Below are 26,460 nucleotides of genomic sequence, written 5' to 3' on the forward strand. Positions count from 1 at the left end.
ATAGCATTCATAATACACCCGTTTTAATTTTTCTTTTATCAAAATCTGATAAATTTTGAAATTGAAGAGCAAACCCTTTATCATTAACACGCACAACTTTACCATAACACTTTAAAAGCTCTTTTGATCTTGGTAAGGTGAATTCTAAAAATATATCTAATCCTACAATGGGATTAATGAGCTTTTCCTTATCCAGTAAAAAAACGCCATCAGTTGATATATCTATCGCTGTTGATTCAAATATTTGATTTTCTTTTGTAACTTTAAAAGCAATATGACATTTCATTCTTTCTGATTTACGATATTCTTGTTTTGAAAGTTTTTTAATATCTTGAATCAGCTCAGCCCAAGGAAATGGGTTTACTAGAAATATATCACATTGATTTCTATATGAATTTTCTTTAGCGTGTTCATCATCTTTTGATCCAATCACAATAAATTTAACTTTTGCATTTTTACTTTTATTTTTAGCATTTTTGATATCTGATAATCCACGACCATTTTTAAAATGATAATTCATAATAACAACATCAATTTTTTCAAGATCTAAAGCTCTTCTCATTTCATCAATAGAACTTGCAATTGTTATTAAAAAACCAGAAATCTTTAGATAATCAGCCATAATACGGGCTTTCATGGATTGATCATCAGCAATAACAACACTTAGTTTTCCAAATGGCTTTTCATCATTAAAATTTTTAACACTTTCAGCGGCCATAATTCTCTTTCAAAGATAAAATTTCTTATATCTAGGTATTTATCGTCCTGATGAAAATTATCATTAAAAGAGATACAAAATTTTGACTTTGATTATTTAACAAAACACTGAATTATGGCAAGAAAAAGATAATGTGTATTAAAAATATACTTTTAATACTAAAAAATGATATTTCTATTAATTAACAGAAATATCAGTTAAATTATGAAAGATATTAATTATAAATTTCTTTCATAATTTCAGAATTATTTTCATATTTTTTATCTTTTAATTTATTTAAATCATCTAAAAAATATTTTGGTGCTGTATTTTTATTAGCACATTCTATTAAATGTTTTTTTTCACTAGGATAAATATTTCCTTTTAAATATTTCTCTATTTTTTCAATATTATTTTTATCTTGAGTTGCGTCTTTTTCAGTGGTTTTCACACTACATGATTCACTTGTCATAGTAGGATTTCTCCTTAAATTTTTTTGTAATTGAAAGATTTCAAATTAAGATAACATTGTCGATCGACATTAATTAATATATAATTACTTAATAAAAGTCAAGCAATTATATATAGTAAATTAAATGTTAATTTACTATATTAATCATAAAATATTATGAGTTTAATTTTAATAAATTTAATAACTCTTCGTATGAATAAACTCTCTTTTCAATAATGATAATATTAAGTTGATTAAATAATTTTTTTTCTTCTAAAGTAATGTCACTAGAAAGAAAAATTTTTCCACTATATTTTTTTCTCACTTTTTCAATAAAATTCTCAAATGTAGTCCTAGAATTTTTTCCAAAAAAATAATCTGAAATTATCATCTCAATTTTATCCAAATGATTTTTGTTTTCATCCATAAAATAAATACAATCATCTGGATTCAAAAAAGTAACTGTATTTCTTGATTTAAATGCTCTCTCCCAACTTCTACAAACTAAAGGATCATCATCAAGTACTATTATAGTCTTTTCTGTTAATAAATTTATTTTATTGTCATTTTTCATTTTTGACAACTCTATTTTTTTTCCATTTAAATTTTTTACTAATTGGAAGTTTGATTTATCATAAGTTCCAATCAAAGCTGGTAAATTAAATATAAATTCTACCCCTTTATTTAAATGAGATTTACAATAAATTTTTCCACCATGTAATTTAACAATTTTTTGAGCTATTGATAAACCTAATCCCGTTCCTTTTTCTTTTTTATATGTATAAAAAGGCTCAAAAATATTTTCAATATTATCTTCACTTATATAAGAATTATTGTTTCCAATGCAAATTTCCATAAATATATTATCTTCAAAAGTTATTTCTTTAGAAAAGATCCATATATCACCTATATATTTCATAGCCTCTAATGCATTTGAAATAATATTAACAATAATTCTTACAACTCGTTGAACATCAATTGATAAAAGTAAGTGATCAGACAAATTGTAATCAATCTTAATTTTAGTATTTTCTGGCAATGTCCCTATATTATTAAATGCCATTATAAGGACACTCTCTAAAGGAACTCCTTTAGTAATATTAAGTTTTGTAACTGCAGCATCCATGACTTCATTTAAAATATGCTCAATATATTCCATTGAAATTATAAATGTAGGCTCAAAGTCTTGAATAGCTAATTTAATTTCAGATATATCTTTTAAATTTTTTAACTCTTGAATAAAAAACCTTAACTTTGAAAATGGTTTGCGAATATCATGTGCCATATAATGAGCTACATTACCAGCAGCCGCTAATTGAGAACTTTTTAAAATTTCTTTTTGTAAAAATAATGTATATCTTAAGTAAAGATCAAATGTTTGTGATAAAGAAGATAACTCATTTTTTAATTCTTTTTTTTCAATATACTCCATTTCATTTCGAACTCTTGCTCTTAGAGACAAAATTTTATCCACAATATTTTGTTGGAATATTTTAAACCCCCATATTGTTCCAAATAGTACAAATAAAAAAGAAATAAAAATATATAAATAAAATATTAAAATATTGTTAGCAATTTGATACTCAATTTTGACTTTTGTTTGAAGTTTTTTAATATCTAAATCTTTAGAAATTTTGTCAATTGAAACTAAGTCTGGAAAAACTTTTTTAATTTCATCTAATGGAATAAGTACACAAATATATCCTAAGTTTTTTTTTACAATATTTGAATCATTTGATAATTTATAAGAAATAGGAACAATAAATTGAATAGAGTTATTTATATTATCTAAAGTTACGCCTATATTTTTATCAAATTCTTTAGATAATTTAGTTTTTATTGAGTTTTGAGGATAATTAATAATAACAATACCACGGGAATTAATTACAAACCATTTTGTTTCTTGAAATTTAAAATCCTTTAAAACAAGCTGAATTACTTTAATTAAATTATCTTTATTTCTTATTTCTGAATCAATTGTTGAATTAAAGTAAAATTTTAATTCTTCAGATTGAGCAAAAATATTTAAAATAGATTGAAATTTATGTAATGAGTCTGTTATTTCTAAATCATAAGTTCTTTTTAATTGATTATTTGCAATTTTTATTTTTTCATTTGTATTAGAAACAAAAGTCCAAAGCAATGTCACTGATATAATTAATGGAATAAACAAAGAAAAAATTAGAATGCGTACAAAATAGCTTTTAAGCGTTTTAGAATTGACAGCCATTCAAAAAAATAAGCTCCCTAATCTTTAACGCTTAACCTAATAATTATTACTTATTTCCATTGAAAAGGCTGACCTGTTGCTGCTAAAACAGAAAGCCATAAAGGCTCATTCACATCTAAATGTTTTTTGCCGAGAGCAACAGCTGCTAAAGGAACATGGGTAAAGCGTTCATGTGCATATCCTATCATACATCCTGTTTTTCCTGCCATAGCAGCATGAACAGCATTTTGACCAAGTTTAGCACAAAAAACGGAGTCATCAGCAGAAGTCGTTTGCGAACGTAACATATAACTTGGATCAATATATTTTAAAGTTGTTTCAATGTTTCTAGATTTAAATTCGTCGGTAATTACTTTTTGAAGAAATTTTCCAATGTCTTTTAACTTAACATTGCCACTTGCATCTTTTTCAATCTCTGAAGGAGGGAAGAGATCTTGCCCAGCACCCTCAGCTACGGCAATTGTAATATAACCCTTATCAATTACTTTGCGCACAATAGCGTTTAATAATCCATTTTGACCATCTAGACGTATAGGAACTTCTGGAACAAGTACAAAATCAATATCATTCATAGCTACAGCAGCTGTAGCAGTTAAAGCACCGCTATTACGACCCATAATTTTAACCAAGCCTATGCCATGAAAAGCAGACCTAGCCTCTGTTTGGGCACAACGCAAAGCCTCAACAGCTTTACCAACAGCGGATTCAAAACCAAACGTTTTGCTTACCCATAAAACATCATTATCAATCGTTTTTGGAATTCCTATTAATGCTATAGGAACTTTTCTTCTTTTAATTTCTTCGTGAATTGCATTTGCACCCGCTAAAGTGCCATCGCCACCAATTGTAAAAAGAATATTTATGTCTCTTAACATAAGAGCATCGACAATAGAGATAGGATTAGAGTGACCTCTACCAGTACCTAAAACACTCCCACCTTCAAAATCAATATTTTGAACCGAAAGAGAGTCTAAACGTCTCCACCCAAATGCAAATCGTTTTGTTAAAGGGTCATGTGTAAATCCCTGGTATCCAAAAGGAACACCATAAATATTTTTTACTCTGTAACGATCAGAAAGAAAGGTAACTAAATTTTGAACAACATTGTTTAAACCAGGTGCAAGACCACCACATGTAACAATAGCTACTTTTAAATTATCTGGGTTCCAAAATATTTTTTCTCTAGGACCAGCCAATTCAAAAGTTGAAGGTTGAAAAAGAATTTTACCATTATCTGGACGAGAGGCTTTTAGCAATCCTTCCAAAGAAATATCAACCAAAATTCTATCCTTCCCATCTTCAATAAAATTCTCTGTTTGAAAAGAGACTCTTAAAGGTGAGGGAATATGCGCTTGGCCAAAAGATTGTGTTAAACTTTCGACCATAAACGTTTCTGGTTTAATTTCAATGGTATAACTCATTTTTAACCTCAAGCAAATGCAGCATTCTGTTCATCAAATACTTCTTTTAAAGCATCGGAAGCCAGATCTAACATCTTGTTAAGTTGTTCGCGAGTATAAGGACGTTTTTCTGCTGTCCCTTGGATTTCAAGAAGTTGTCCACTCGCTGTCATTACAACATTGAGATCAACATCAGCTTTTTGATCTTCTTGATAATCTAGATCCACAAAAATTTGGTCTTCAAAAAGCCCTAAAGAAATAGCAGCAACTGCGTCTCTTAATGGATTATTTCTGATTTTGTTTTGTTTTATCAAAGCCTCAATTGCTAGTTTTAACGCAACATAACCACCAGTAACAGAAGCAGTTCTTGTTCCTCCATCGGCTTGAATGACATCACAATCAATAATAATTGTTCTTTCACCTAATAATTTCATATCGACAATGGAGCGTAAAGAACGGCCAATTAGTCTTTGGATTTCTTGAGTACGACCAGAAAGATGTTGGCGTTCGCGACGCGAACGATCTTGAGTAGATGCAGGTAATAAAGAATATTCTGCTGTCACCCAACCTTGTCCTCTTGTTCCACGCATCCAATTTGGTACGGAATCTTCAACACTTGCCGAACACAAAACCTTAGTTTCGCCGTATTCAATTAAGACAGAACCCATAGGATTTTTTAAATATTTAGGCGTAATTTTAATTGCTCTTGGCTGAGAAGCTGTACGACCATGTGAACGTAATGACATAAATTACCTCTATTATAATAAGAATCAGAGCCCGATCTTTGATGAAAAGCCCTTTAAAAGTTATACCTTAAAAAATTTATGCAAAGAGGGAAAGAATAACTGATAAAAATTTTAAATTATTTTATCTGGGGAGGAGGGAAGAGATTAAAATCCTTTTGTATATATAAAAAAAAACTTTAAAAAATTTTAGATTTCTTTCATTATATCATAAGAGTCATTTGAATTTACTTTTTTAAGATAGAAAAATATCAAAAAGAAAAGATTTATATCATTTCTAAGAATTTGATTCTTTTATTTGTTGCGCAAAATAGGCCCATTCGTTTTCACTTAAATCAGTTACATGTGGACTCATAATTTGGTTATTTGTATCCAAATGCTTTAAATTCCATGCGCAATGACCTAATTCATGTGCAATTAAATTTAGTCTTTTTTCTTCATCTAATAATTCCCATTTGCTTCTATCAATAAAAATTTTCCTTGAGGTTACTTCATTATTTAAGGTATTTTTTTTACATACACCCAAAATATCTTTTGAAGAGTCACGTGAAAAACTATTTACTTCATTTGATGAATCGTTCTTATGTAAAATAAGACTTACATTATTTATTTTTTCAATTTGTGAAGGATTAATATTTAGTTTTAATAATTTTTCTTTTAGATTTTTAAGATATATTAAAAACTCAGAGTCTACAACAATTTCATCTTTAACATCACTTGAGTTTTTATTTTGGTTAACACTTTCATTAGAAGATTTGCCACATCCTACAAAACATAATAATGTAAATACAAAAAAAGGTATCATTTTTTTCATAATATATCCTTATTTATTTTTTTTTGATTTAAAATAATTAATTTCTATTAGAGGCTCATTTTAATTTATTATATAAATATTTTTGGTACGAAATAGGAGGATCAAACTCCATATGCTTTTTAGCCTTTTGCACCTGAAACGAGCACGTTTATCAGTTAGCTACCTCCCTATTTATTTCTTATGAAAATAAATCATAAAAAATGAACATATAATTGCTAAATAAAGCAATCAAAACGAATATCCAAAACTAATTTTTGAATCTATTTGCAATCCATTTAATTTACCAAATATATATCCTAATCCTAATTTTAAATCAAATAAAAAACCGTAATCTATTTTATAGACAGGCCCTATGAATGTTTGTATTCCAACTCCATATTTATTTGATTCCTGATATTTACCTTTTAAGTAAACAAAATTTGAAAGAAGGTTAGTTTCTAAATCCAAATTTTCGGTAAATTTAAAAATTTGCAGATGCACTCCTAACCCAGATCTTATAAAATATCCAGTATCTTTAAATTTTTCTTCATTTTTTATATTATTTTGTGAATATGGGATGTTATAAACTATTTCTACTGTTTCCATTTTATTAACATTTGCATAATCAAAATTTAATATTATAAACTTATACTTAAAGGAAGTAGATGAATATAAAAAACTATTTTGAGGCAAGTTTAAATTATTCAATTGATCATTTGATAAATTACCAAATGATTTTAAATAACCAACCCCCGTCCGTATTTGAAAATTATTCTCATTACTATTAGAATTAGAAGAGTCCTCTTTTAATATCTTGTCTTGTTTTTTTTCCTCTTTCTTTAATGGTTGTATATCATAATTATTTTCTTTGGCTTTGTATGGGTTTGGAAGAGTTATTGGTATTTTTTGTTTAATTTGAAATTGATTAAAATAGACTTTTAATACTTCTTGAGACTCAGACGGGTGAATTTTTTGAATTTCAAAACTCTCATCTTTGCAGTATAGCCCCAGGTAAATTGGAATTCCCGAGGGAGTATAAAATAAATTTACATTTTTGTATTGAGATCCATTGATATATAATAAACAATCTTCTTTATTTTGCATTCTCTCAATAATAATTTTAGTTTTTAAAGCAGTTCTATTTTCTTTTAAACCTAATGCTAATTTTTTAGCGATAGAAAAATTAATATGTTTAGATATTTCATTAGGAAGCTCTTTTTTTTCATTTTGAGATAATAAAGATTGTAATGAATAAATATCATCTTTAATTATGCCATTTAAAAATAAATAATTATTTATTGGTGTTTCTGCATTACCTATTCTCAAATCAAGCTGAATAGACTCCTTTAAATCAATCAAATTTTTTTCTATTTGTTCCGTATTTAAATTATTTTCATTTTTTTCATATAATAAAATGGTATCATCTAGTATTTTTGTTGAATTTTGGTTACTAAAGACTTTAAAATTCATCAATAAAAACATGAATATTATAAACACTTTAAAAATATATCTTATAACCATAAAATATCTTTCATTTAATTAATAAAAAATCAATTGTGTATTATATATACACAATCAGATAAATTTGTTTATATTATTGACAAATTATTTCAGATACAGACTTTTAAAATTTCAAAATTACCCTAACACAATGATATTAATTTATTTTTAAAAATTGGCACGGATCTTTCTTATACAAAATTAAGAATAACACTTCATGTTATTTCTCTCTATTTTCCAAAAAAGTGAGCTAAATAATGAATTTTTCAATTAAAAAACACATTAGTAACATATCATTAATGAATTTATTTATTCCTTTATTTTTTATAACTTCATTATTTTATTGTGTATTTTTAAGTTTTCAAGAAAGAAGAAAATACGCTCTACTACAAAAAAATATGGCTGATATTTCAGTTATTTATCCTAATGATGTGCCTGAAGTTTCAAATGAAAATATAGACCTTGCTATGGCACTTTTTTCCATAGATATAGATGAAAATATAGAATACCCCATATTCAATGATGAGTTACCTTACAGGGGACTTACTTTAGGGAATGCTTTTTCAAAAAATAAGGAAGTTTTAATTGGAAAAATGGCTTTTGAAAGCTGGGGAATTCTAGGCTCAACTTTGGCTCATGAAATCGAAATTCATGGAAAACAATCCTTTTTAGAAATTGAAATATTAAATTATTTATATTCTCTTAAAACAATTCCCGAGAAATTTATAGCAAATTTTATTCCTAATTCATTTAAATTAAATTATGGTAATTTAGGATATGGATCTTATATGGCTGAAAAAGAAGCTTACAATCATGAATTAAACTCTAAGAAAAGATTTAATTTAAACAAAAATGAAATATATGCTATTAAGTATACATTAGAAAACGATCTAATTTAAATTACCTTATTTGTGGATGTATTGGCGGACAAATTCCAATAGTATTATCTGACTTATAAATATTATTTTTATTATAATTATTATTTATATTTGAGTTTTTTTCAATATTATTATTTTCAAAAGAATAACCATTATTTCGACCAATAAAAGTATTAATAGATATTTTATAATCTTTTCCTTCTTTAATTTTTATAGAATTATTGTAATTATATGAAGGAAAATCACATTGATTAGAAATATTTTGCTCATAGTTATAATTAGGTTGTTTTTTATTTTTTAAATAATTTTTTGAAGGAAAAATATTCAAATCCCCCTCTATTTTTTCATATCTAGATTTAACAGGTAGATCAGATTCTGTATGATCTTCATATTCGATATTATCCTTGGGTAAAAACATTTCTAAAGAATTTAAACTATTAGAATATACCTTTATAGAAAAGAATAAAATATTAATTAAAATAATAATATATATTTTCATGACAATTCCTAATATTAATCCATTTAATTGATTTTTATTAACTTTAAAAACCAATTAAATAGCTTTATCAAATTTTTTATTTTTTTTCAATTAATAGATGAAACACTTATGGAGAATCATTCTATTCTGTATTTAATTTTTTGGATTTTTTGTCTAATTGATATTTTTCACATTTCATAATTAAACTTGCCCTACTTATTCCAAGCTTAATTGCAGCTTTGCTTTTATTCCAATTTTCCTTTTCTAAATTAGCAAATATCATTTCTTTTTCTAGCTGTTCTATAGCTACTTTTAAATTCCCTTCTTTATTAATTCCTTTAAATTTTTCCTCTTTATCTTGAATTCCAAAAATTCTTTCTGAAAGTAAATCATCACTAATTTCTTCATTTTCTCCTGACAAAACACAAAGCCTTTCTACTTCATTTTCTAATTCTCTTACATTACCAGGCCAAGCATATTTTTCCATTCGATATAAACATCCTGATGAAATTTTTTTAACTTTCGTATTATTTAATTTACTATAGTTATCTAAAAATTTTTTTATCAAAAGAGGAATATCTTCAATTCTTTCTTTTAATGAAGGCAATTTAACATTAATTACATTTAATCGATAATAAAGATCTTCACGAAAAGTTCCATTTTTTACCATGAGCTCTAAATTTTTATTTGTTGCTGCTAAAATTCTAACATCTACTTGTTTTTGCTCTGTTCCTCCAACAGGAATAAAAGTACCTTCTTGCAAAATTCGCAATAATTTAACTTGCATTGTTGTAGAAGTATCACCTATTTCATCTAAAAAAAGTGTGCCCTTATCTGCTAACTCAAATAAACCTTTTTTATCTTTTATTGCATTGGTAAATGAACCTTTAACATGACCAAATAATTCTGTTTCTAATAAGTTATCATTTATGGCACCACAATTTTGAATAATAAAATTTTTAGATTTTCTTTTTGAATTTACATGAATTGCTTTAGCAATTCCTTCTTTACCAGTACCATTTTCTCCCGTTATTAAAATAGTTGCTTCGCTTTCACTTATTTTAGATAATAGCTTAAACACTTCTTGCATAGCAGAACTTTTTCCAACAATATTATTAAAGTTCCAATCTTTTTTTAGGCTAGATGATATAGCATTTATTTCATCTTTATTATCTAAAATTGATTTTCTTAGCTGTATAATTTCATCTAGAACGACTTGCAATAACTCTTCTAAATATTTAACTTCTTTCATAGATAAAACAGGTAATTCATTAATATAAGACTCTAATTCAGTTGATTCCTTTATAAATGATTTTTTTAAATAGTTACGTAATTTACTTTTTTGTTCTTCAACAGTCTCTTCAATTATAAATCCATCAGCAAAAATACATCCTAAATATTTGTCACCTAATTTTAATGGTAATGAAATAGTAGAGAAACCTGCATGACATGTTGAAATTAATTGTTCATTTGCTTCTTCAGATTCAATTGTTGTTACTCTAGCAACATTTACACAGTCTTTAAAAGACTCATTATTTTCTGTTATTAATTTGCATATTGGGTTTTTTGGATTAAAAAATCTACCCTGAGGGACTCCTCTTAAAAATCCTTTTTCATCTGTAAAATTTAATTGGATATTCCACCAACTTCCAATAATTTGCTTTAATCTCTTAACAATATTAAGGTTTTCGAAATGATCGAAATTGAATTCAATCTCTTCAGCCACTTAGTATCCCCCAAAATGAGGTCTTATTTTACAACTCATTCATTTCGGAGAAAAATGAAAAAACTTTAATCAATTTGAAAAAAAAATAAACAGTTTTGTTAAATGCAAAATAAAAAGTCGTTAAAAAAAAGGAAAAATTGACTTGACGCAAAATCATTTTATTTGCATAATTGCCTTAGCCTCGAGTAGTTTTTGTTAAATAATATGGCAGAACCTACAATTAATGTATTAGGAAGCTAAAGGTTTTTTGGTGCGCACGCCCTCCGGCCAAGTACGATTGAGGGAAGCCTAAAGAGAAATCACGAAGCATCCACTTTTTAGGAAGTGGGTTTCTCCTATCATAAAAAAGTACTTGAGGTGTTTTTTTATTCCTCTAAAATATCTTTTTATTTCCATCAAAACATTTATTTTATATTAAAAATTACAAATAAAAATTTAATTTTATACTTTTCAAAAATCTGCCTAAAAAAATAACTCGATTTCATTGTTATGTTCACTTAATATCCCCTCGACTAAAAAAGGATCCTTACAAATTTTAAGTTTTGTAACTATGGATTTACAAAAGGAGACTCTCATGAATAACGAATATTCTGGAATTGCAAATATTAATGGGCAAATAACGGATCTAAATGAGGCAAAAATATCTTTATCCGATAGAGGTTTTTTATTTGGACATTCTATTTTTGAAACATTACTTATTAAAAATGGAAATATAATTAGCTGGGATTATCATTTTGAACGCATGAAATTTAGTTGCCATGAAGCATTTATTCAAATTCCTAATGAAGAAATACTTTTTGAATGGGCCTCTGAAGCTGTTAAAGAAAATATAAAAAAATCAGGTGTTATAAATGAAAAAGCACAATTAAGAATTATCATTACTGGTGGTAATTCTTTTGATCTTTTTATTAAAAAAGAAAATGAATTGTTACCAAAACCTAATATTATCATTATTTGTCGCAATGTAACAGGACCAACTAAAGATAATTATACAAATGGAATTTCATTGAAATCTATTCCTGATCTAAGATCGCCAGCTCTTATCGAAATAAAAAGCTGTTCTTATTTATATAATTTAATTTCTATAGAAAAGTCTAGATTAGAAGGATTCAATGATGCATTATTTTATAATTCAAATAATATAATAACAGAATCTACAACATCAAACTTTATATGGTTTAATGAAGATTTAATAGTAAGATCTATTGCATTTAATGGATCCTGTCTTGCTGGAGTTACCTTAAGTAGACTTATCTCTGGATTAAAAAAAATGAAAATATCATTTGACTGGAGCGAATTAAATCGTACAAATATATCCACTGTTAAAGGATGCGGTATTATTTCATCAATTCGTGGAATTCTTCCTATCAATCAAATTGATGATAATCATTTTGACATCCAATCTTATAAATATTTCTTTGAAAAGCTAAATTTAGCCCTTCAAAGTGAAGAATCCTAAGGCACAAATAATGAGAGTAATTGCTGGGCAATACAAACGCCGACTTTTAAATACCTTACCAGGAAATGATGTTACAAGACCAACATCAGACAGAGTGAAAGAAAGTATTTTTAATATCATTTCAAACGAAATACCTAATGCAAACGTATTAGATCTTTTTGCAGGAAGCGGCTCTTTAGGGATTGAATGCTTAAGCAGAGGAGCCAATAAAGCTATTTTTGTCGAAAATAACATAAATGCTTCCAAAAATATTCAGTTTAATCTTGATAATTTAAAAATAAATTCGAATGATTATTTATTATTTAAACAAGATGCTTCCAAATTTTTAAACTCCAGTAATTTCGATTTTAAAATTGATATTATTTTTATTGATCCTCCTTATCTTTCAAATTGGTATGAAAATGCACTTATGGAAATTGAGCAATCTAATATTTGCAATCAATTTTGCACTGTCATTTTTGAAATGCCCACAAATTCAAAAATTCAATTACAATCCAATTCTCAGAGTTGGACTAAAGACGATGAGCGAATTTATGGAAAAACCAAAATTGAAATTTGGCGGAGAGGACAAACTGAATGAAAAAAAACTTTATTTTAACAATAATATCATTATCTTTTTCAATCGCAACTTTAAGTGGTTGCAGCACTCCTTCGAATTCTTCAAATAGTATAAATTATATTATTTCAGGCAATAAATACGCAGAAAAAGGTGATTTTGCAAAATCAGCAGAGCAGTATAAACTCGCATTAAAGCAAGAACCTGACTCAAATACAGCAAAAAGAAACCTAGGATTGGTCCTTGTAAAAATTAGCAAGTATAAAGAAGCCGTTGCTTTATTAAATGATGTTGCCCCTAATTATCCTAAAGATTCTGAGCTTTATTACTTTTTAGGCGAAGCAAATAGAGGTATTGGTTTTGAAAAAGAATCAATTAAAGCTTATCAATATGCTTTAAATTTGAATCCAAATGATCTTAGAACGATTAAATCCTTAAGTTGGGTTTATCTTAAAATTGGAAATTATGATCAAGCTGAAAATCTAATTAAAAAGAGTTATGATAAAAACCCACTAGATCTTCAGCTAATGCTAATTATGACTAGTATAGATGTAAAAAAAGAGCGCTTTACAAAAGCAATAAAAGAAATGCAAGAATTTGAAAAATCAGAATACAAAATTGTAAGCCGCGACCAGACAACAGCAGAAACAGAAAAAATTCTATTATTAAATGTTCTTGGCAATGCCTATGCCGGGATTAATGATTGCAATAAAGCACAAAAAATATTTGATATAGTATTAAAATCAAGACCTTTCCTAGCACCAACCTTAACCGATTCCGCCAAATGCGACCTCAAAACAAACAATACGATTCAAGCAAGAGGCAAACTTGAAAAAGCGTACTCTTCTGAACCCGATTACCCTGAAACTCTTTTTCTATTAGGCAAAATTTATACAAACCATGACCCTAAAAAAGCTGCTTTTTACTACAAAAAATTCATAGAAATCAGTTCTGATGATAAAAACTTTGAAATGGAAAGCAAACAAGCACAGGCTTCTTTAGAACAGCTGCAAGCTAAAAACTTCGACTCAAGTAAGAAATCTGATTGACGCTTGTTTCAGATTAGATAACTATAATAAGCGCATGAACCCTTCAAGGGTTGAAGATTATTTGTCACAAAATAAACCAAATGAAAGAAAGGTATCAAACGATGAAACTCTCATCAGAACAACTCGAACGTCTCGCAGAGCGTGTATTTAAAGTGCTAAAGTGTTCTGGTCATATCGAACTTGACTATGATACCGAAGAACGAATTGAAGAAAAAGTGATTGAACAAATCACAAATGTTCTTGAAGACGACTCCAGAACAGAAGACAGACTATCTCGCGAAGCAGAGCGCCTAGTTCAACAACAAAGCCAAATCGCAAAATCATCAGGCAAAAGCTATGAAAATCTTGTAGACGAAGTAAAAATTCGTTTAGCAAAATCAAAAAGAGTCATTCTTGGAGATGATCCAGAACGTGCCGACTCCCTAGCTGAAAAAGTTTTAAAAGCAATATGGAAGATCGACAGCCTTGATTTCTTTAGCGAAGACATGAAAGTGCAAAATTGCATTGCCCGTGCTATCCATCGTTTCCGTCTAGAAGACGATCGTATCATTGAAGCTGTTGAAAAAATCGTTAATAAGAAAAGTGGAGAAGAACCATACAGCCATGCTTGGTGCATAGCTTATGATAAGTGCTATAATGAAGTTCGCCAACGCATTGCCAATCAAAAATCTTCCGACGAATCTCCTTCAATGGGTGGCTAACTTAAAAACATAAGAGAAAATCTATCGTGCAGCTAACAGAAGAGTTCGTTCACCTTCATATTCACTCGGAATATTCTCTCTTAGATGGCTCAATAAAAGTTAAAAAACTCGTAAAAGAACTCAGCAAAAGAGCCGCTAAAGCAGCGGCTCTAACTGATCATGATGGTATGCATGGTGTTCTTGAGTTTTACTTAGCCTGCCAATCTGAAAAAATAAATGGAATTATTGGATACGAAATAAATGTAGAGCCCGTATTCTTAGAAGATAAAAAACAAGTAACACATTTAATTTTACTAGCAGAAAATGATTTAGGATATTCAAACTTAATAAAACTCTGTACAATAGCTAATACCTCAGGAAAAAATGCTCTATTTCCTGATTCAACAAATGTTTCTTGGGATGAATTAAAAAAACATTCTGAAGGTATTATTTGTTTGACAAGTTGCATGAAAAGTGAATTATCCAAGCTTATATTATTAGAACAAAGTGACAAAGCAGCTTTATACTTAGAAAAATTAGCCTTAGTTTTTGGTGTTAATAATACTTTTGTAGAACTTATTGATAATGGAATCCCAGAACAAAAGTTTTTAATAAATCAACTTGTCGCACTTGCAAAAAAATTAAATATTGAAATTGTTGCTTCTGCAGATGTCCATTATTTATATCCAAAAGATAAAGAAACACATATGTCACTTCTTGCAATTAAAAATAAATTGCAAAAATCAGATGTAAGAGGCATTCCTGATGAAATTGAATTTCATCTTGCTACTGCTGAAGAAATGATAAATAAATTTTCCTCTTACCCCGAAGCCATAGTAAATACAAAAAAAATTGCAGATCGGTGTCATGTAAAAATAGATACAAAAAGTATTTTTATGCCTGACTACAGACAATTTGAACATGAGACTTCAGATGATTGCCTTGTCAGACTTTCAAAAGAAGGCCTTGAACTGAGAAAAAGTGCTGTTGCATTATGGATGGGAAATAAATTTTCAGAAGAAATTTGGGAAGACTACAAAAAACGTCTCGATTATGAATTATCAGTTATTTTAAAAATGAAGTTTTCTGGATACTTTTTAATAGTACAGGACTTTATCAACTGGGCCAAAGAAAATAATATCCCGGTTGGTCCAGGGCGTGGTTCTGCAGCGGGCAGTGTTGTTACTTATGCATTAAGAATTACAAATATTGATCCTATTCGATTTAATTTATTATTTGAAAGATTTTTAAACCCCGATCGAATTTCTATGCCCGATATTGATACAGACTTTTGCCAAGATAGACGAGCAGAAGTATTAAATTATGTTTATCAAAAATATGGTAACAGAGCTGTCTCACAAATTGTTACCTTTGGCCGAATGATGGCAAAAAATGCTTTAAAAAACTTGGCTCGAATTAATGGCTGGTCTTTTCATGACAGCAATGAATTTGCAAAATTAATTCCAGAATCACCTGGTATTACTTTAGAACAAGCAATTAAAGAAGAAGAGAAAATTAGCCAAAGAATAGAAGCCGATGAAAGAGCAAAAAATCTTTGGGAAGGTGCACTTGAAGTTGAAGGCACTCTTAGCTCTCTAGGTATTCATGCTGCGGGAGTTATTATTTCGGATAGGGCTTTAGACGAACGCTGTCCTTTGCTAGAAACAGAAGGCCAATTATTAACTCAATTTGAAAATAAATATGCAGAAAAAATTGGGCTTATAAAATTTGACTTTTTAGGCTTAAAAACTCTTACTGTTATAGACAATGCTGTAAAACTTATTCACAAACAAAAAGATCCAAAACTAGATATAGAATATATCGAACTTGAAGATAAAAAAGTTTATGAAATGATTTCCACCGCTCATGTTACTGGAATTTTTCAGCTCGAGTCCACAGGCATGAGAAAACTCATTGCCGATTTAAAACCAACTTGCTTTACAGATATTATTGCTGTTTTAGCTTTATTTAGACCGGGACCTCTAGGTTCAGGGATGGTTGAAGACTTTGTAAAAAGAAAACATGGAGAAACTCAAGTTGAATACCCATTTCCTGAATTAGAACCTATATTAAGTGATACATATGGCGTTATTGTTTATCAGGAACAAGTCCAAAAAATTGCGGCCGTACTTGCAAATTATAGCCTTGGTGAAGCTGATTTATTACGTCGTGCCATGGGTAAAAAAGACAAAAATGAAATGGAAAGACAAAAAAGCCGTTTCGTTAGTGGAGCAACTGAAAATAAACATGATCCACAAAAATCTGCCGACTTATTCGATCTTATGGCAAAATTTGCTGAATATGGCTTTAACAAAAGTCATACAGCCGCTTATGGTTGGGTAACGTACCAAACTGCTTGGTTAAAAACATACTATCCAACCGAATTTATGACTGCAATTATGACATGCGACTTGGATAATACAGATAAAATTGTTGGGTATGTCCGTGACTGTAAACGCATGAAAATCAGAATTTTACCTCCCTCTGTAAATCATTCTCGATTTGAATTTAGCATTCCAGAAGATAAAGTCATTCAATTTGGATTAGGTGCCATAAAAGGACTTGGCTCCGGTATTATAAATATGATTGTTTCTGAACGCGAAAAAGGTGGTATTTTTTCTACCGTTCCCGAATTTATTGCCAGATTAGATGCAAGAAAATTAAATAAAAAAGTAATGGAAAGTTTAATTAAAGCAGGAGCCTTTGATTCCATCGCCTCAAATCGTGCTGAATTATTAACAAACTCTGATTCCTGGATGCGAACGATTGCCAAAGAGGCAGAACGAGACGAAAGCACAGGCTATGATATATTTGGTATAATTGAACAAACACCTTTAAAAACAGAAAAAACAAAAGAACCTATTAAAGAATTAAAAACAAATAAAAATTCTAAAAATAAGTTTGAGTTTTGTCCAAAAGCTATTCCTACATTAATTAAAACAGAAAGCTGTTCCTATAAAATATTGAACCACTTGGTTGCTGTACAATTAAAAGAAACAAAACCTTGGAATTATCAAGAACAATTAAGTCATGAATTTTCTACACTTGGTTTTTATATGACGGGACATCCCGCTGATTTACTAAGAGAAGATATAAAAGAAATTACTGAAATTACTCTTGATCAAACTGCATTTTATTTAGAGCCAGAAAATGTTCCTGATTACAAAAGAAAAGCAATTAAAATAGCTGGCATTGTATCTATGGTTTTAGAAAAAAAGAATAAAGATGGAAACCCTTTTTTAGTTCTAAAAATTGAAGATGGCTATGGCGAATTAGAAGTTACTTTATTTAGCAAACAATATACAGCATTAACAGAACCTATTAAAATAGGAGAAGCTCTGCTAATTGAGTGCAAAATTAAAAAGGGTATAGAAGAAGGAAGTGTCAAAGGAATTGTACAAAGTATTGATCGAATTTCAAATAAAAGAATTGAACTGGTAAAACGTATCATATTAAATACAGATGAAGATTTTTTAAAAGAAACTAAAAATTTATTATTACTTGAAGAAATACTCAAAAAAAACAAAGGGAATACTCCTTTATTTATGGACATTTTAATTCAAGATCAAAATTTAAGAATAAAAGCAAAATTAGGAAATCATTTTATTAAACCAACAGATACTTTTATTTTTGATATAGAAAACACTTGGCCTGGTATGATAAAAGTAGAAAGATTATATCAACTACCAATTCAGCAAATATAAAAAAACCCACCAAAAGTTCAATTTGGTGGGCTAATAAAATATTTTAAATTATTTTACTCTGTTAATTTTTATTACATCATTGCTTTCAACATTTGTTAAAACAAGAATATCATCAGATTCAAGAGCATATTTGGAATTAAAACTTTTAACTTTATTTTTGCAACTAAATCCACCTTGTGTATTTTCAGCAGATAAATCTTGTTTCAATTCTATAGTATCTTTTGATATTTTAAAATTATTTGTAGATGCTTGAACAGTACAATAAACTATCCCATTATTATCAAATGAATTTATAAATGTTAATTCATTATTTTCAACTTTCATTACTGTTGTTAGATAATGATTAGGAATAGTTAACCCTGTACTATCATTTATTACTGGAATTTTAAATAAAAACCAATTCCCTAAAATTCTTTTATCTGCATCAGAAGAGATTTGTTCTACTTTTGGAGAATTGGAATCTTTTTTTCCACAACTGATTACGGCAGTAGTGATTAAAAGCGAAGTGATTATAGCTATTAATTTGTTGATTTTCATTAATTATTTTCCCTTTATTCAATAAAATTACACTTAAAAACAACTTGATTTAGCTATTATAGAAAACATAACAAGTAAATATATATTTTATGTTTTTTAAATATATTTATTTAATAGTTAATTCATATATTTAAAGGACTAAAAAATTAAACTATTACATAATTCAAATAATAAAATATAATTTTAACAAAATATTGTCATAGTATTTGAATACAAATATATAAAAGTGCTATATTTAAATAGAATAAGAATTTTTAAAAGGAGAATATATGGTACTAAAATTTTATTCATTCAAAACGAAGTCTCTTTTATTTATCTCTAGTTTTATATTAATGAACTCATTAAATGCAAAAGAATTGACATTTTGCCATGAAGATAATGAATCATTCCCATGGATTATGAAAAATAATTCAGGACTGAATATGTTTGAAATTCAAGGAATTGAAAAAAAAATACCAGAGCTAAAGGTTAAATTAACGGCAGCTCCCTGGAAACGTTGTTTAGAAGAACTAAAAGAAAACAAATTTGATGGTGTATTTGCTGGAAGCTACAAAGCAGATCGTCTTGAAAATGGAGCTTATCCAGGTATCCCACTAGGCTCAAAAGAAGGAAAACCAGATGACTCTAAAAGAACTCATACATCTGAATATGCGCTTTATATTAAAAAAGGAGCAAATATTCATTGGGATGGAAGTAAGATAACAGGAGCTAAAAAAGTAGGAGCACAAAGCGGTTTTTCTATAGTTGATTTATTAAATAAACAAAAAGAAATGAAAAATATTGAAACTGTGGAAGACTCTGCTAAGACCTCGGTAGCTCTTATAAATAATGTATCTAAAGGCAACTTAGATGCAGCTGCTATGCTTGTTTTTCAAGCAGATAACACAATAAAATCAAATAAAGAATTTTCAAATGTAATTAAGTTAGATCCTCCACTTGAAAAAAAATCATATTTTTTAATTTTATCTCATAAATTAGTAAAAGAAGACCCTGAACTAGCAAAAAAAATTTGGAAAAGTCTTGAAGAAGTAAGAGAATCAAATGAGTATAAAGCAAAAATAAAAGAAGTTTTAAAATAAAAAAATATTTTTACGAAATACTCAATTTTAGTTTTTTGGCTATATCATTTCCAGCTAACCAGCCTCCAGTCCAAGCATTTTGAAAATTAAAGCCACCCGTTATGCCATCTATATCAATAGTTTCACCAGCAAAATAAAGGCCTGGATGAATTTTACTTTCCATATTTCTAAAATCTATTTCATCTCTTGTAACTCCACCAGCAGTTACAAACTCATCTTTAAAAACACCTTTTCCAGATACATCTAGTTTTGTTTGTGTTACTTTATTAGCCAAATCTATTAATTGCTTTTTTGTTACATCTGCATAAATTTGGTTTTCATCTATTCCTGAAACTTTTAATAAGGAGTCCCAAAATCTTTTTACGCATTGAAATGGATTTTCATTTATTATTTTTTTCTTTGGTGAATTTTTTTTACATTTTTCAAGTATTTGTAAAGCATTATCAGATTTTAAATTACCTTGCCAATTTACAATAATACTTGCTTTGTATTTTGATTGGTATAATTCTCTTGCAGCAAAAGCAGAAAGCTTTAATATTGCAGGGCCACTTAACCCCCAATGGGTAATTAAACAAGGACCTTCCTGAATAAAATCTTTTGAAACACCTTCTATTTTTAAAATTATTTTTACCTGAGGAAAAGAAATACCAGGTAAATCATCTAATAATGGATCTTTTATTTGAAATGTAAATAAAGAAGGAACAGGTGAAATTAGTTTATGGCTTAGTTTTTCAGCCAAAGAAACTCCATAAGGCATACTTCCTGTTGCTAATAATATATTTTTAGCAAAAATTCGTTCCTCAGATTTTACGATTAATTCATAACCATCTGTTACTTTAACAATATTTTCAACCAATTTGTTTTTTCTAAGCAAAACACCCGACTCTCTTGCCGTGTTCAGTAAACAGTCCACTATTGTTTGAGAGTCATTTGTTATGGGAAACATTCTTCCATCATCTTCAACTTTTAACTCAACACCATGTTCTTTAAACCAGGAAACTGTGTCCTTAGGTTGAAAACGATGGAATGGTCCGACAAGTTCTTTTTGGCCACGAGGGTAATAAGTAACAAGTTGTTTCGGCTCATATTGATGATGCGTAACGTTACAACGCCCCCCACCCGATATTTTTACTTTTGTAAGAACGCGAGCTGTTGCTTCTAATATAAGAACTTTAGCCTCCTGATAAGCTTCTGCGCAGGCAATAGCTCCAAAAAATCCAGCAGCTCCCCCTCCTATAACGACAAAATCCCATTCTTCCATTTTTATCTCCATAAAAGAGCCTAACAAAGAGGTAAAACCTATATTTTAAAGGATTAATTGGCAAGATTTTGAATGATAAAATTCATTTTATCTCATACATAAAAAAAGAAAAGCCGGAATAATAATATTTTATCTATATTTTCATGATGTTATAATATTTTTTAATTTATACACAAAAAAACACTTTAATTATCAGGTATTAAAAAAATTATATATAAATATAAAGGTCAAAGAAAATATAATTCAAATATAACAATATTTTATGTATTTATAATATAAAGATATCTTAATCATTATTTAATTCGCGAAATTAAAACATGAACTAACAAGGTAACACGCCTAATTGATTAAATTATACTTAAATACAGATATTTATTCTTACAAATATCTATAATAACTAATATAAATAATTTCATAAATACATTAAAAATAAGGTGACAATTTTTTTCTGTTTTGTTAATTTAATTTATCGAGTTTTTCAACCTCGTAATTTATTCATATATTTTCTGATGGAAGGAAAGCTCATTATGAAACAATGGGAAATTTGGAAAATAGATTTAAGTCAACTCACCGATCCTGCAACATTAACTCAAACATCTGAAGAAAAAAGTGAAATTAATTACTGCATTATTGTAACTGGACAAAGCTATTTAGATACTTATCACGCACCTACTGTATTACCTATAATGCTTCATTGTTTAGGAAGCTATTCTGCTATTGCAATTGAAGGAAGTAAACAAACTGGTCTTTTTTGTGAATCCTACATTACTTGCGATCAAATATTAACTGTTCAAAGAAATATTTTTATCAAAAAAGTTGGTTTAGTTCCTGAAAACTTAAGATCTAAAATTCAAAATAAATTATTTGCATACTTCAAAGAATAAAATATAAAAAATCAATCTTAAATATAAAAAGTTAAATGAAAATATATTCATTTAACTTTTTTCATATAAAACGATAATTAAAAATTATTTCAATAACTTTACATTAATTAAAAATAATAATATTATTTCCTTAAGTTATTTAATTATAGTTAAAGGATTTCCTATGAACTTTGATGATGCCGTAAAAGCCCATACCGCATGGAAAGTGAAATTGTTTAATTATCTAAAAAATCCAGACAAATCTCTTGATCACAACATTGTTTGCAAAGACAATGTTTGTGATTTAGGTAAATGGATTTATAAAGTTGAAAATAAATTTTCAACCAACAAAAACTATCTCAAGCTAAAGTCAATTCATGCAGATTTTCATAAAGAAGCAGCTAATATTGTGCAGAGAATTGATAATGGCGAAAAAATAAATGAGACAGACATCACAGGAAATAATTCCAAGTTTAATACTTTATCAAATGAAATTGTTTCTTTACTAATGCAAATGCAGCATTTACTGATCTAAAGATTTTTTTTGTAAGTTTCTTTAAGATAAATTGATGTTATAAAAGCAACTAGCATTATTAACATTGTGATTAATATTATAAATAAATAATTTCCTTGAAATAAAACTGTAGATAACAGTGCTGGAGTCAAACCTCCTACTATTGCATAGGGTATGTTATAAGCAAGAGATAAGGCTGTCGCTCTAATTTTAGTGTCAAAAATTTCTGCAAATAAAGAACTAGATGCTCCAACATATAGCCCAAAAGAAATAGATAAAATGAACATATATAGATAAATAAACATAACTTCATTCATATTTGCCAATAAATAAAACAAAGGCCCAAATACAAGTATCATAAAAATAGACGAATAGATTATTACTTTTTTCCTTCCTATATAATCAGAAATAAAACCTCCAATTAATATAAAAATAGAAAATACTATCATTGAAAAACCGTTAACAGCAAGAGAAAAATCATTCGATTTTTTTAAATATGACTCTAAAAATGTAGGATTCCAAATATAAATTAATTGATAAAAGTATGCATAAGCCACAACTAGTAAAACGACAACAGTAATTAACTTAATAACTTCTTTTTTCGCTAAAAGAGAAAGAAATTTTTTGAAAGATATTTTCCCCAATTCTTTTTTTTGATTTGTATAAACAGAGCTTTCTTTAAGCATGAGTCTAATAAAAATAACTAATGTATTTAAAACAAATCCGATAAAAAAACTAACTCTCCATCCATAAGTATACAAAGTGTTATTCTTTTCAAAATAATGAATTATACCAAGAGTGATAAATGAGCTTATTAAAATCCCAATTGCTGTACTAGAAGGTACTGTACTTGTATATAAGCCCCTCCTTTTTTTAGGACTCATTTCAGAAATGTAACAAAGCGAGGTTGTATATTCACCTGCAATAGAAAAACCTTGTACAAATCTTAATATAGATAAAATAATTGCTGCACTAAAACCAATTTGTTCATGGGTTGGAATAAAACAAATAATTAAACTTGGAATAGCCATTAATAATTGTGAAATAATTAATGTTTTTCTTCTTCCAACTTTATCACCTAAATAACCAAAAAAAATAGCTCCAAATGGTCGAGCTAAAAATCCAATAGCAAAAATTAAAAAAACATAAATTATACTTTTCTTTTCACTAACATCTGGAAAAAAAAGTTTTGATAAAACAGGAGTTAGATAGGCATAAGCTAAGAAACTATACCACTCAACAACATTCCCCAAACCACTACCTAAAACGGTTAAAAAGATACTTGAAGTAGACTTTATTTTAAAGCTAGCCATTCATTCCTCCAATTAATTAAATTAACAAAGAAATTCTAACATCAGCTCGCTTTACAAAAAAGGTATGCAATCACTTAAAGTTGTCAAATCTAATTTAAAAGTTTACACTCCAGCGCAACCTAGAAGTCGTATAAGTTCTGTTACGTTTTAAATGCGAGGTTAAAAATGGCAAATGAAAATCGTTTTTTAGTTCGAAAAGTAGCCGTTTTAGGTTCTGGTGTAATGGGCTCACAAATTGCAGCACATTTAGCAAATGCAAATGTTGAAGTTATTTTATTTGATCTTACCTCTAAAGAAGGACATCCAAATAGTATTGTTCAAAAATCTTTAGCGTTTTTACAAAAATTAGAACCAACTCCATTTTCTGTAAAATCAAAAGTAAATTATATCACTGCAGCAAATTATGATAATGATATAAATCTTCTTGAACAATGTGATTTAATTATTGAAGCAATTAGCGAAAGAATGGATTGGAAAAAAGATCTTTATTCAAAAGTTTCTTCTAAAATTGCATCACATGCTATATTTGCAACAAATACATCTGGATTATCTATTCAATCTTTATCTGAGGTTTTACCATCTCATTTAAGAAAGAATTTTTGCGGAATTCATTTTTTTAATCCTCCCAGATACATGACTCTTGTTGAAATCATACCTCAAAAAGAAACAGACGCTAAAACTCTTGACCAATTAGAAGCTTTTTTAACAACGACACTTGGTAAAGGCGTTATTCGTGCCAAGGATACCCCAAATTTTATTGCAAATAGAATTGGGGTTTTTTCCATGTTAGCAACAATGTACCATACCGATAAATTTCATTTAGGTTTTGATACCGTTGATGCATTAACAGGTACATCAATTGGTAGAGCAAAAAGCGCAACATATAGAACATTAGATGTAGTTGGCATTGATACTCTTGCTCACGTTATTAAAACAATGGGGGATACACTCCCAAATGATCCTTGGCACTCCATTTTTAAAGTACCAAATTGGATTCAAACTTTAATATCTAAAGGTGCTGTAGGACAAAAAGCGGGGGCAGGGGTTTACAAAAAAAATGGTAAGGAAATTCATGTTCTTGATCTTGAATTACAAAACTATCGCTTAAGTAAACAAGAAGTTGATCCCTCTGTTGAAGCTATTTTAAAAATAAAAGATCCTTCTGAAAAATTTAAACAATTAATTAAATCAGATAATCCGCAGGCTCAATTTTTATGGTCTATTTTCAGAGATTTATTTCATTACTGTTCTGTTCAATTACAAGATATATCTGAAAATGCACGAGATCTCGATTTAGCTATTCGTTGGGGATACGGCTGGTCCATGGGGCCATTTGAAACTTGGCAAGCTGCGGGCTGGAAATTAATTACAGAAGCTATAAATAATGATATCGCCTCAGGTAAATCTATAACAAATACACCACTTCCAACTTGGGTAACAGATCAAAATCGTGTTGCTGTCCATTTTGCTGAAGGAAGCTATTCGCCAACTAAAAAAATAAATGAAGAAAGAAGAAAACTTCCAGTTTACTTAAGACAACATTATCCTGAAAAAGTTTTAGGGGAAAAACACTCGTATGGTGAAACCATTTTTGAAAATGATGGTGTTCGACTCTGGAATATTGATCCTGATATTGCAGTTCTTTCTTTTAAAAGTAAAATGCATGCTATTGGTTCCGATGTTTTAGATGGCGTAATTGAATCTGTTAAAGTAGCAGAAAAAAACTTTAAAGGTTTGGTGCTCTGGCAAACAGAATCTCCGTTTAGTGCAGGGGCAAATCTTGCTCAAGTAACTCAAGCGTTACAAACAAATAACTTCACCATTCTTGAAACAATGGTAAAACGTTTTCAAGAAGCATCCATGGCATTAAAACATTCATTAATCCCTACCGTCGCTGCCGTTCAAGGTCTTGCTCTTGGAGGGGGATGTGAATTTGTTATGCATTGCTCCAAAGCAGTAGCAGCACTTGAAACATATATGGGACTTGTAGAAGTGGGAGTAGGACTTCTTCCAGCAGGTGGAGGCTGTAAAGAGTTTGCCTTACGAGCAAGCCGTGAAGCAAAAGGAGGAAATATTTTCCCATTTTTGCAAAGATATTTTGAAAATATAGCAATGGCAAAAGTATCAAGAAGTGCTGAAGATGCAAAAGAGCTTGGTTATTTAAGACCATCAGACACCATTATTTTTAATCCTAATGAGTTACTTTATGTTGCTACTGCAGAAGCAAAAGGAATGTATGAATCTGGTTATCGTCCACCTCTAAAATCTAGAGATATCATAGTCACTGGAAAAGGTGGAATTGCGACCTTTAAAGCAGCTCTTGTAAATATGTTAGCAGGCGGTTTTATCTCTGAGCATGATTTTGAAATTGGAAAAAAAGTAGCAACCATTTTAGGTGGTGGAGAAATCGAACAAGGTAACATGGTAACTGACGAATGGTTACTTGAATTAGAATACCGTTTCTTTATGGAACTATTAAAAACAAATAAGACACAGCAACGAATAGAATTCATGCTAAAAAATGGCAAACCACTAAGAAATTAAGAAGG

Annotated in this window: 22 protein-coding genes and 1 other RNA gene; 11 read left to right on the forward strand and 12 right to left on the reverse strand. The window is 28.7% G+C overall.

From position 1 onward, the window contains the following. Nucleotides 1-7: 7 nt before the first annotated feature. From GCL60_RS06905 to GCL60_RS06935, 7 genes are all read right to left on the reverse strand, one after another. On the reverse strand, nt 8-718 hold the full coding sequence (locus GCL60_RS06905) for a PilZ domain-containing protein (RefSeq protein WP_153419561.1): 711 nt from the start codon (nt 716-718) through the stop codon (nt 8-10). A 214-nt stretch (nt 719-932) separates the two neighbouring features. Further along, nucleotides 933-1,169, reverse strand: coding sequence for a DUF2795 domain-containing protein (locus GCL60_RS06910; protein WP_153419563.1), 237 nt, complete (start codon nt 1,167-1,169; stop codon nt 933-935). A 154-nt stretch (nt 1,170-1,323) separates the two neighbouring features. Next, nucleotides 1,324-3,378, reverse strand: coding sequence for a sensor histidine kinase (locus GCL60_RS06915; RefSeq protein ID WP_153419565.1), 2,055 nt, complete (start codon nt 3,376-3,378; stop codon nt 1,324-1,326). A gap of 50 nt (nt 3,379-3,428) precedes the next feature. Beyond that, nucleotides 3,429-4,799, reverse strand: a complete 1,371-nt coding sequence (locus GCL60_RS06920; protein WP_153419567.1) for an ATP-dependent 6-phosphofructokinase — start codon at nt 4,797-4,799, stop codon at nt 3,429-3,431. Between the two features lie 8 nt (nt 4,800-4,807). Continuing rightward, nucleotides 4,808-5,524 carry a ribonuclease PH gene (gene rph / locus GCL60_RS06925; RefSeq protein WP_153419569.1) on the reverse strand — a complete coding sequence of 239 codons (717 nt, stop codon included), beginning with the start codon at nt 5,522-5,524 and terminating at the stop codon, nt 4,808-4,810. A gap of 274 nt (nt 5,525-5,798) precedes the next feature. After that, nucleotides 5,799-6,335, reverse strand: coding sequence for a hypothetical protein (locus GCL60_RS06930; protein ID WP_153419571.1), 537 nt, complete (start codon nt 6,333-6,335; stop codon nt 5,799-5,801). A 228-nt stretch (nt 6,336-6,563) separates the two neighbouring features. Then, on the reverse strand, nt 6,564-7,796 hold the full coding sequence (locus GCL60_RS06935; protein WP_161998111.1) for a hypothetical protein: 1,233 nt from the start codon (nt 7,794-7,796) through the stop codon (nt 6,564-6,566). Between the two features lie 275 nt (nt 7,797-8,071). On the opposite strand from GCL60_RS06935, the gene GCL60_RS06940 reads away from it, so the two are divergent. Then, a complete protein-coding gene (locus GCL60_RS06940) occupies nt 8,072-8,713 on the forward strand; it encodes a hypothetical protein (protein ID WP_153419575.1) in 642 nt (213 codons plus the stop codon). A gap of 1 nt (nt 8,714) precedes the next feature. Here the strand turns inward: GCL60_RS06940 and GCL60_RS06945 are convergent, their stop codons facing one another. Together GCL60_RS06945 and GCL60_RS06950 are read right to left on the reverse strand one after the other, a co-directional pair. After that, the gene (locus GCL60_RS06945; protein WP_153419577.1) at nt 8,715-9,191 is read right to left on the reverse strand and encodes a hypothetical protein; all 477 of its coding nucleotides are present in this window, start codon (nt 9,189-9,191) and stop codon (nt 8,715-8,717) included. Between the two features lie 121 nt (nt 9,192-9,312). After that, nucleotides 9,313-10,896, reverse strand: coding sequence for a sigma 54-interacting transcriptional regulator (locus GCL60_RS06950; protein WP_153419579.1), 1,584 nt, complete (start codon nt 10,894-10,896; stop codon nt 9,313-9,315). Nucleotides 10,897-11,070: 174 nt separating this feature from the next. Between GCL60_RS06950 and ssrS the strand changes: the two genes are divergently transcribed. From ssrS to dnaE, 6 genes are all read left to right on the forward strand, one after another. Further along, a non-coding RNA gene (ssrS, locus tag GCL60_RS06955) (6S RNA) lies at nt 11,071-11,260 on the forward strand. A 210-nt stretch (nt 11,261-11,470) separates the two neighbouring features. After that, entirely contained in the window at nt 11,471-12,355 is an 885-nt protein-coding gene (locus GCL60_RS06960) for an aminotransferase class IV (protein ID WP_161998112.1), read from the forward strand. 10 nt (nt 12,356-12,365) lie between these two features. Further along, nucleotides 12,366-12,935 (forward strand): 16S rRNA (guanine(966)-N(2))-methyltransferase RsmD, encoded by a 570-nt coding sequence (rsmD, locus tag GCL60_RS06965; RefSeq protein WP_153419583.1) that lies wholly within the window; start codon nt 12,366-12,368, stop codon nt 12,933-12,935. Then, nucleotides 12,932-13,960, forward strand: coding sequence for a tetratricopeptide repeat protein (locus GCL60_RS06970; RefSeq protein ID WP_153419585.1), 1,029 nt, complete (start codon nt 12,932-12,934; stop codon nt 13,958-13,960). Before rsmD ends, GCL60_RS06970 begins: the two co-directional genes overlap by 4 nt. A gap of 101 nt (nt 13,961-14,061) precedes the next feature. Beyond that, complete coding sequence (locus GCL60_RS06975) at nt 14,062-14,661, forward strand: DUF507 family protein (RefSeq protein ID WP_161998113.1); 600 nt, start codon at nt 14,062-14,064, stop codon at nt 14,659-14,661. A gap of 26 nt (nt 14,662-14,687) precedes the next feature. Then, a complete protein-coding gene (gene dnaE, locus GCL60_RS06980; protein ID WP_161998114.1) occupies nt 14,688-18,344 on the forward strand; it encodes a DNA polymerase III subunit alpha in 3,657 nt (1,218 codons plus the stop codon). A 48-nt stretch (nt 18,345-18,392) separates the two neighbouring features. Here dnaE and GCL60_RS06985 read toward each other — a convergent pair whose 3' ends face one another. Further along, nucleotides 18,393-18,881, reverse strand: a complete 489-nt coding sequence (locus GCL60_RS06985; RefSeq protein WP_153419591.1) for a hypothetical protein — start codon at nt 18,879-18,881, stop codon at nt 18,393-18,395. 269 nt (nt 18,882-19,150) lie between these two features. Between GCL60_RS06985 and GCL60_RS06990 the strand changes: the two genes are divergently transcribed. Beyond that, entirely contained in the window at nt 19,151-19,960 is an 810-nt protein-coding gene (locus GCL60_RS06990) for a substrate-binding periplasmic protein (protein ID WP_153419593.1), read from the forward strand. Between the two features lie 10 nt (nt 19,961-19,970). On the opposite strand, the gene GCL60_RS06995 is transcribed toward GCL60_RS06990, so the two are convergent. After that, nucleotides 19,971-21,221 (reverse strand): BaiN/RdsA family NAD(P)/FAD-dependent oxidoreductase, encoded by a 1,251-nt coding sequence (locus GCL60_RS06995; protein WP_153419595.1) that lies wholly within the window; start codon nt 21,219-21,221, stop codon nt 19,971-19,973. Between the two features lie 527 nt (nt 21,222-21,748). Here GCL60_RS06995 and GCL60_RS07000 point away from each other — a divergent pair. Next, a complete protein-coding gene (locus GCL60_RS07000; protein ID WP_161998115.1) occupies nt 21,749-22,105 on the forward strand; it encodes a type II toxin-antitoxin system PemK/MazF family toxin in 357 nt (118 codons plus the stop codon). Nucleotides 22,106-22,268: 163 nt separating this feature from the next. After that, entirely contained in the window at nt 22,269-22,619 is a 351-nt protein-coding gene (locus GCL60_RS07005; protein WP_153419599.1) for a CZB domain-containing protein, read from the forward strand. On the opposite strand, the gene GCL60_RS07010 is transcribed toward GCL60_RS07005, so the two are convergent. After that, nucleotides 22,616-23,911 carry an MFS transporter gene (locus GCL60_RS07010; RefSeq protein ID WP_153419601.1) on the reverse strand — a complete coding sequence of 432 codons (1,296 nt, stop codon included), beginning with the start codon at nt 23,909-23,911 and terminating at the stop codon, nt 22,616-22,618. The genes GCL60_RS07005 and GCL60_RS07010 overlap by 4 nt on opposite strands. Nucleotides 23,912-24,076: 165 nt before the next feature. Between GCL60_RS07010 and GCL60_RS07015 the strand changes: the two genes are divergently transcribed. After that, nucleotides 24,077-26,455: a 3-hydroxyacyl-CoA dehydrogenase/enoyl-CoA hydratase family protein gene (locus GCL60_RS07015; protein ID WP_153419603.1), complete on the forward strand. Its 2,379-nt coding sequence runs from the start codon at nt 24,077-24,079 to the stop codon at nt 26,453-26,455. The last annotated feature ends 5 nt before the right edge of the window (nt 26,456-26,460 follow it).

The sequence above is a fragment of the Silvanigrella paludirubra genome, assembly GCF_009208775.1.
Taxonomy (GTDB): domain Bacteria; phylum Bdellovibrionota_B; class Oligoflexia; order Silvanigrellales; family Silvanigrellaceae; genus Silvanigrella; species Silvanigrella paludirubra.

What these genes read in the sequence shown, in the direction of transcription:
- rsmD (WP_153419583.1), top strand. Translation starts at nt 12,366, where the DNA reads ATGAGAGTAATTGCTGGGCAATACAAACGCCGACTTTTAAATACCTTA.
- GCL60_RS06930 (WP_153419571.1), bottom strand. Translation starts at nt 6,335, where the DNA reads ATGAAAAAAATGATACCTTTTTTTGTATTTACATTATTATGTTTTGTA.
- GCL60_RS07000 (WP_161998115.1), top strand. Translation starts at nt 21,749, where the DNA reads ATGAAACAATGGGAAATTTGGAAAATAGATTTAAGTCAACTCACCGAT.
- GCL60_RS06935 (WP_161998111.1), bottom strand. Translation starts at nt 7,796, where the DNA reads ATGTTTTTATTGATGAATTTTAAAGTCTTTAGTAACCAAAATTCAACA.
- GCL60_RS06915 (WP_153419565.1), bottom strand. Translation starts at nt 3,378, where the DNA reads ATGGCTGTCAATTCTAAAACGCTTAAAAGCTATTTTGTACGCATTCTA.
- rph (WP_153419569.1), bottom strand. Translation starts at nt 5,524, where the DNA reads ATGTCATTACGTTCACATGGTCGTACAGCTTCTCAGCCAAGAGCAATT.
- GCL60_RS06995 (WP_153419595.1), bottom strand. Translation starts at nt 21,221, where the DNA reads ATGGAAGAATGGGATTTTGTCGTTATAGGAGGGGGAGCTGCTGGATTT.
- GCL60_RS07010 (WP_153419601.1), bottom strand. Translation starts at nt 23,911, where the DNA reads ATGGCTAGCTTTAAAATAAAGTCTACTTCAAGTATCTTTTTAACCGTT.
- GCL60_RS06985 (WP_153419591.1), bottom strand. Translation starts at nt 18,881, where the DNA reads ATGAAAATCAACAAATTAATAGCTATAATCACTTCGCTTTTAATCACT.
- GCL60_RS06910 (WP_153419563.1), bottom strand. Translation starts at nt 1,169, where the DNA reads ATGACAAGTGAATCATGTAGTGTGAAAACCACTGAAAAAGACGCAACT.
- GCL60_RS06960 (WP_161998112.1), top strand. Translation starts at nt 11,471, where the DNA reads ATGAATAACGAATATTCTGGAATTGCAAATATTAATGGGCAAATAACG.
- GCL60_RS06905 (WP_153419561.1), bottom strand. Translation starts at nt 718, where the DNA reads ATGGCCGCTGAAAGTGTTAAAAATTTTAATGATGAAAAGCCATTTGGA.
- GCL60_RS06990 (WP_153419593.1), top strand. Translation starts at nt 19,151, where the DNA reads ATGGTACTAAAATTTTATTCATTCAAAACGAAGTCTCTTTTATTTATC.
- GCL60_RS06975 (WP_161998113.1), top strand. Translation starts at nt 14,062, where the DNA reads ATGAAACTCTCATCAGAACAACTCGAACGTCTCGCAGAGCGTGTATTT.
- GCL60_RS06970 (WP_153419585.1), top strand. Translation starts at nt 12,932, where the DNA reads ATGAAAAAAAACTTTATTTTAACAATAATATCATTATCTTTTTCAATC.
- GCL60_RS07005 (WP_153419599.1), top strand. Translation starts at nt 22,269, where the DNA reads ATGAACTTTGATGATGCCGTAAAAGCCCATACCGCATGGAAAGTGAAA.
- GCL60_RS06940 (WP_153419575.1), top strand. Translation starts at nt 8,072, where the DNA reads ATGAATTTTTCAATTAAAAAACACATTAGTAACATATCATTAATGAAT.
- GCL60_RS06920 (WP_153419567.1), bottom strand. Translation starts at nt 4,799, where the DNA reads ATGAGTTATACCATTGAAATTAAACCAGAAACGTTTATGGTCGAAAGT.
- GCL60_RS06945 (WP_153419577.1), bottom strand. Translation starts at nt 9,191, where the DNA reads ATGAAAATATATATTATTATTTTAATTAATATTTTATTCTTTTCTATA.
- GCL60_RS07015 (WP_153419603.1), top strand. Translation starts at nt 24,077, where the DNA reads ATGGCAAATGAAAATCGTTTTTTAGTTCGAAAAGTAGCCGTTTTAGGT.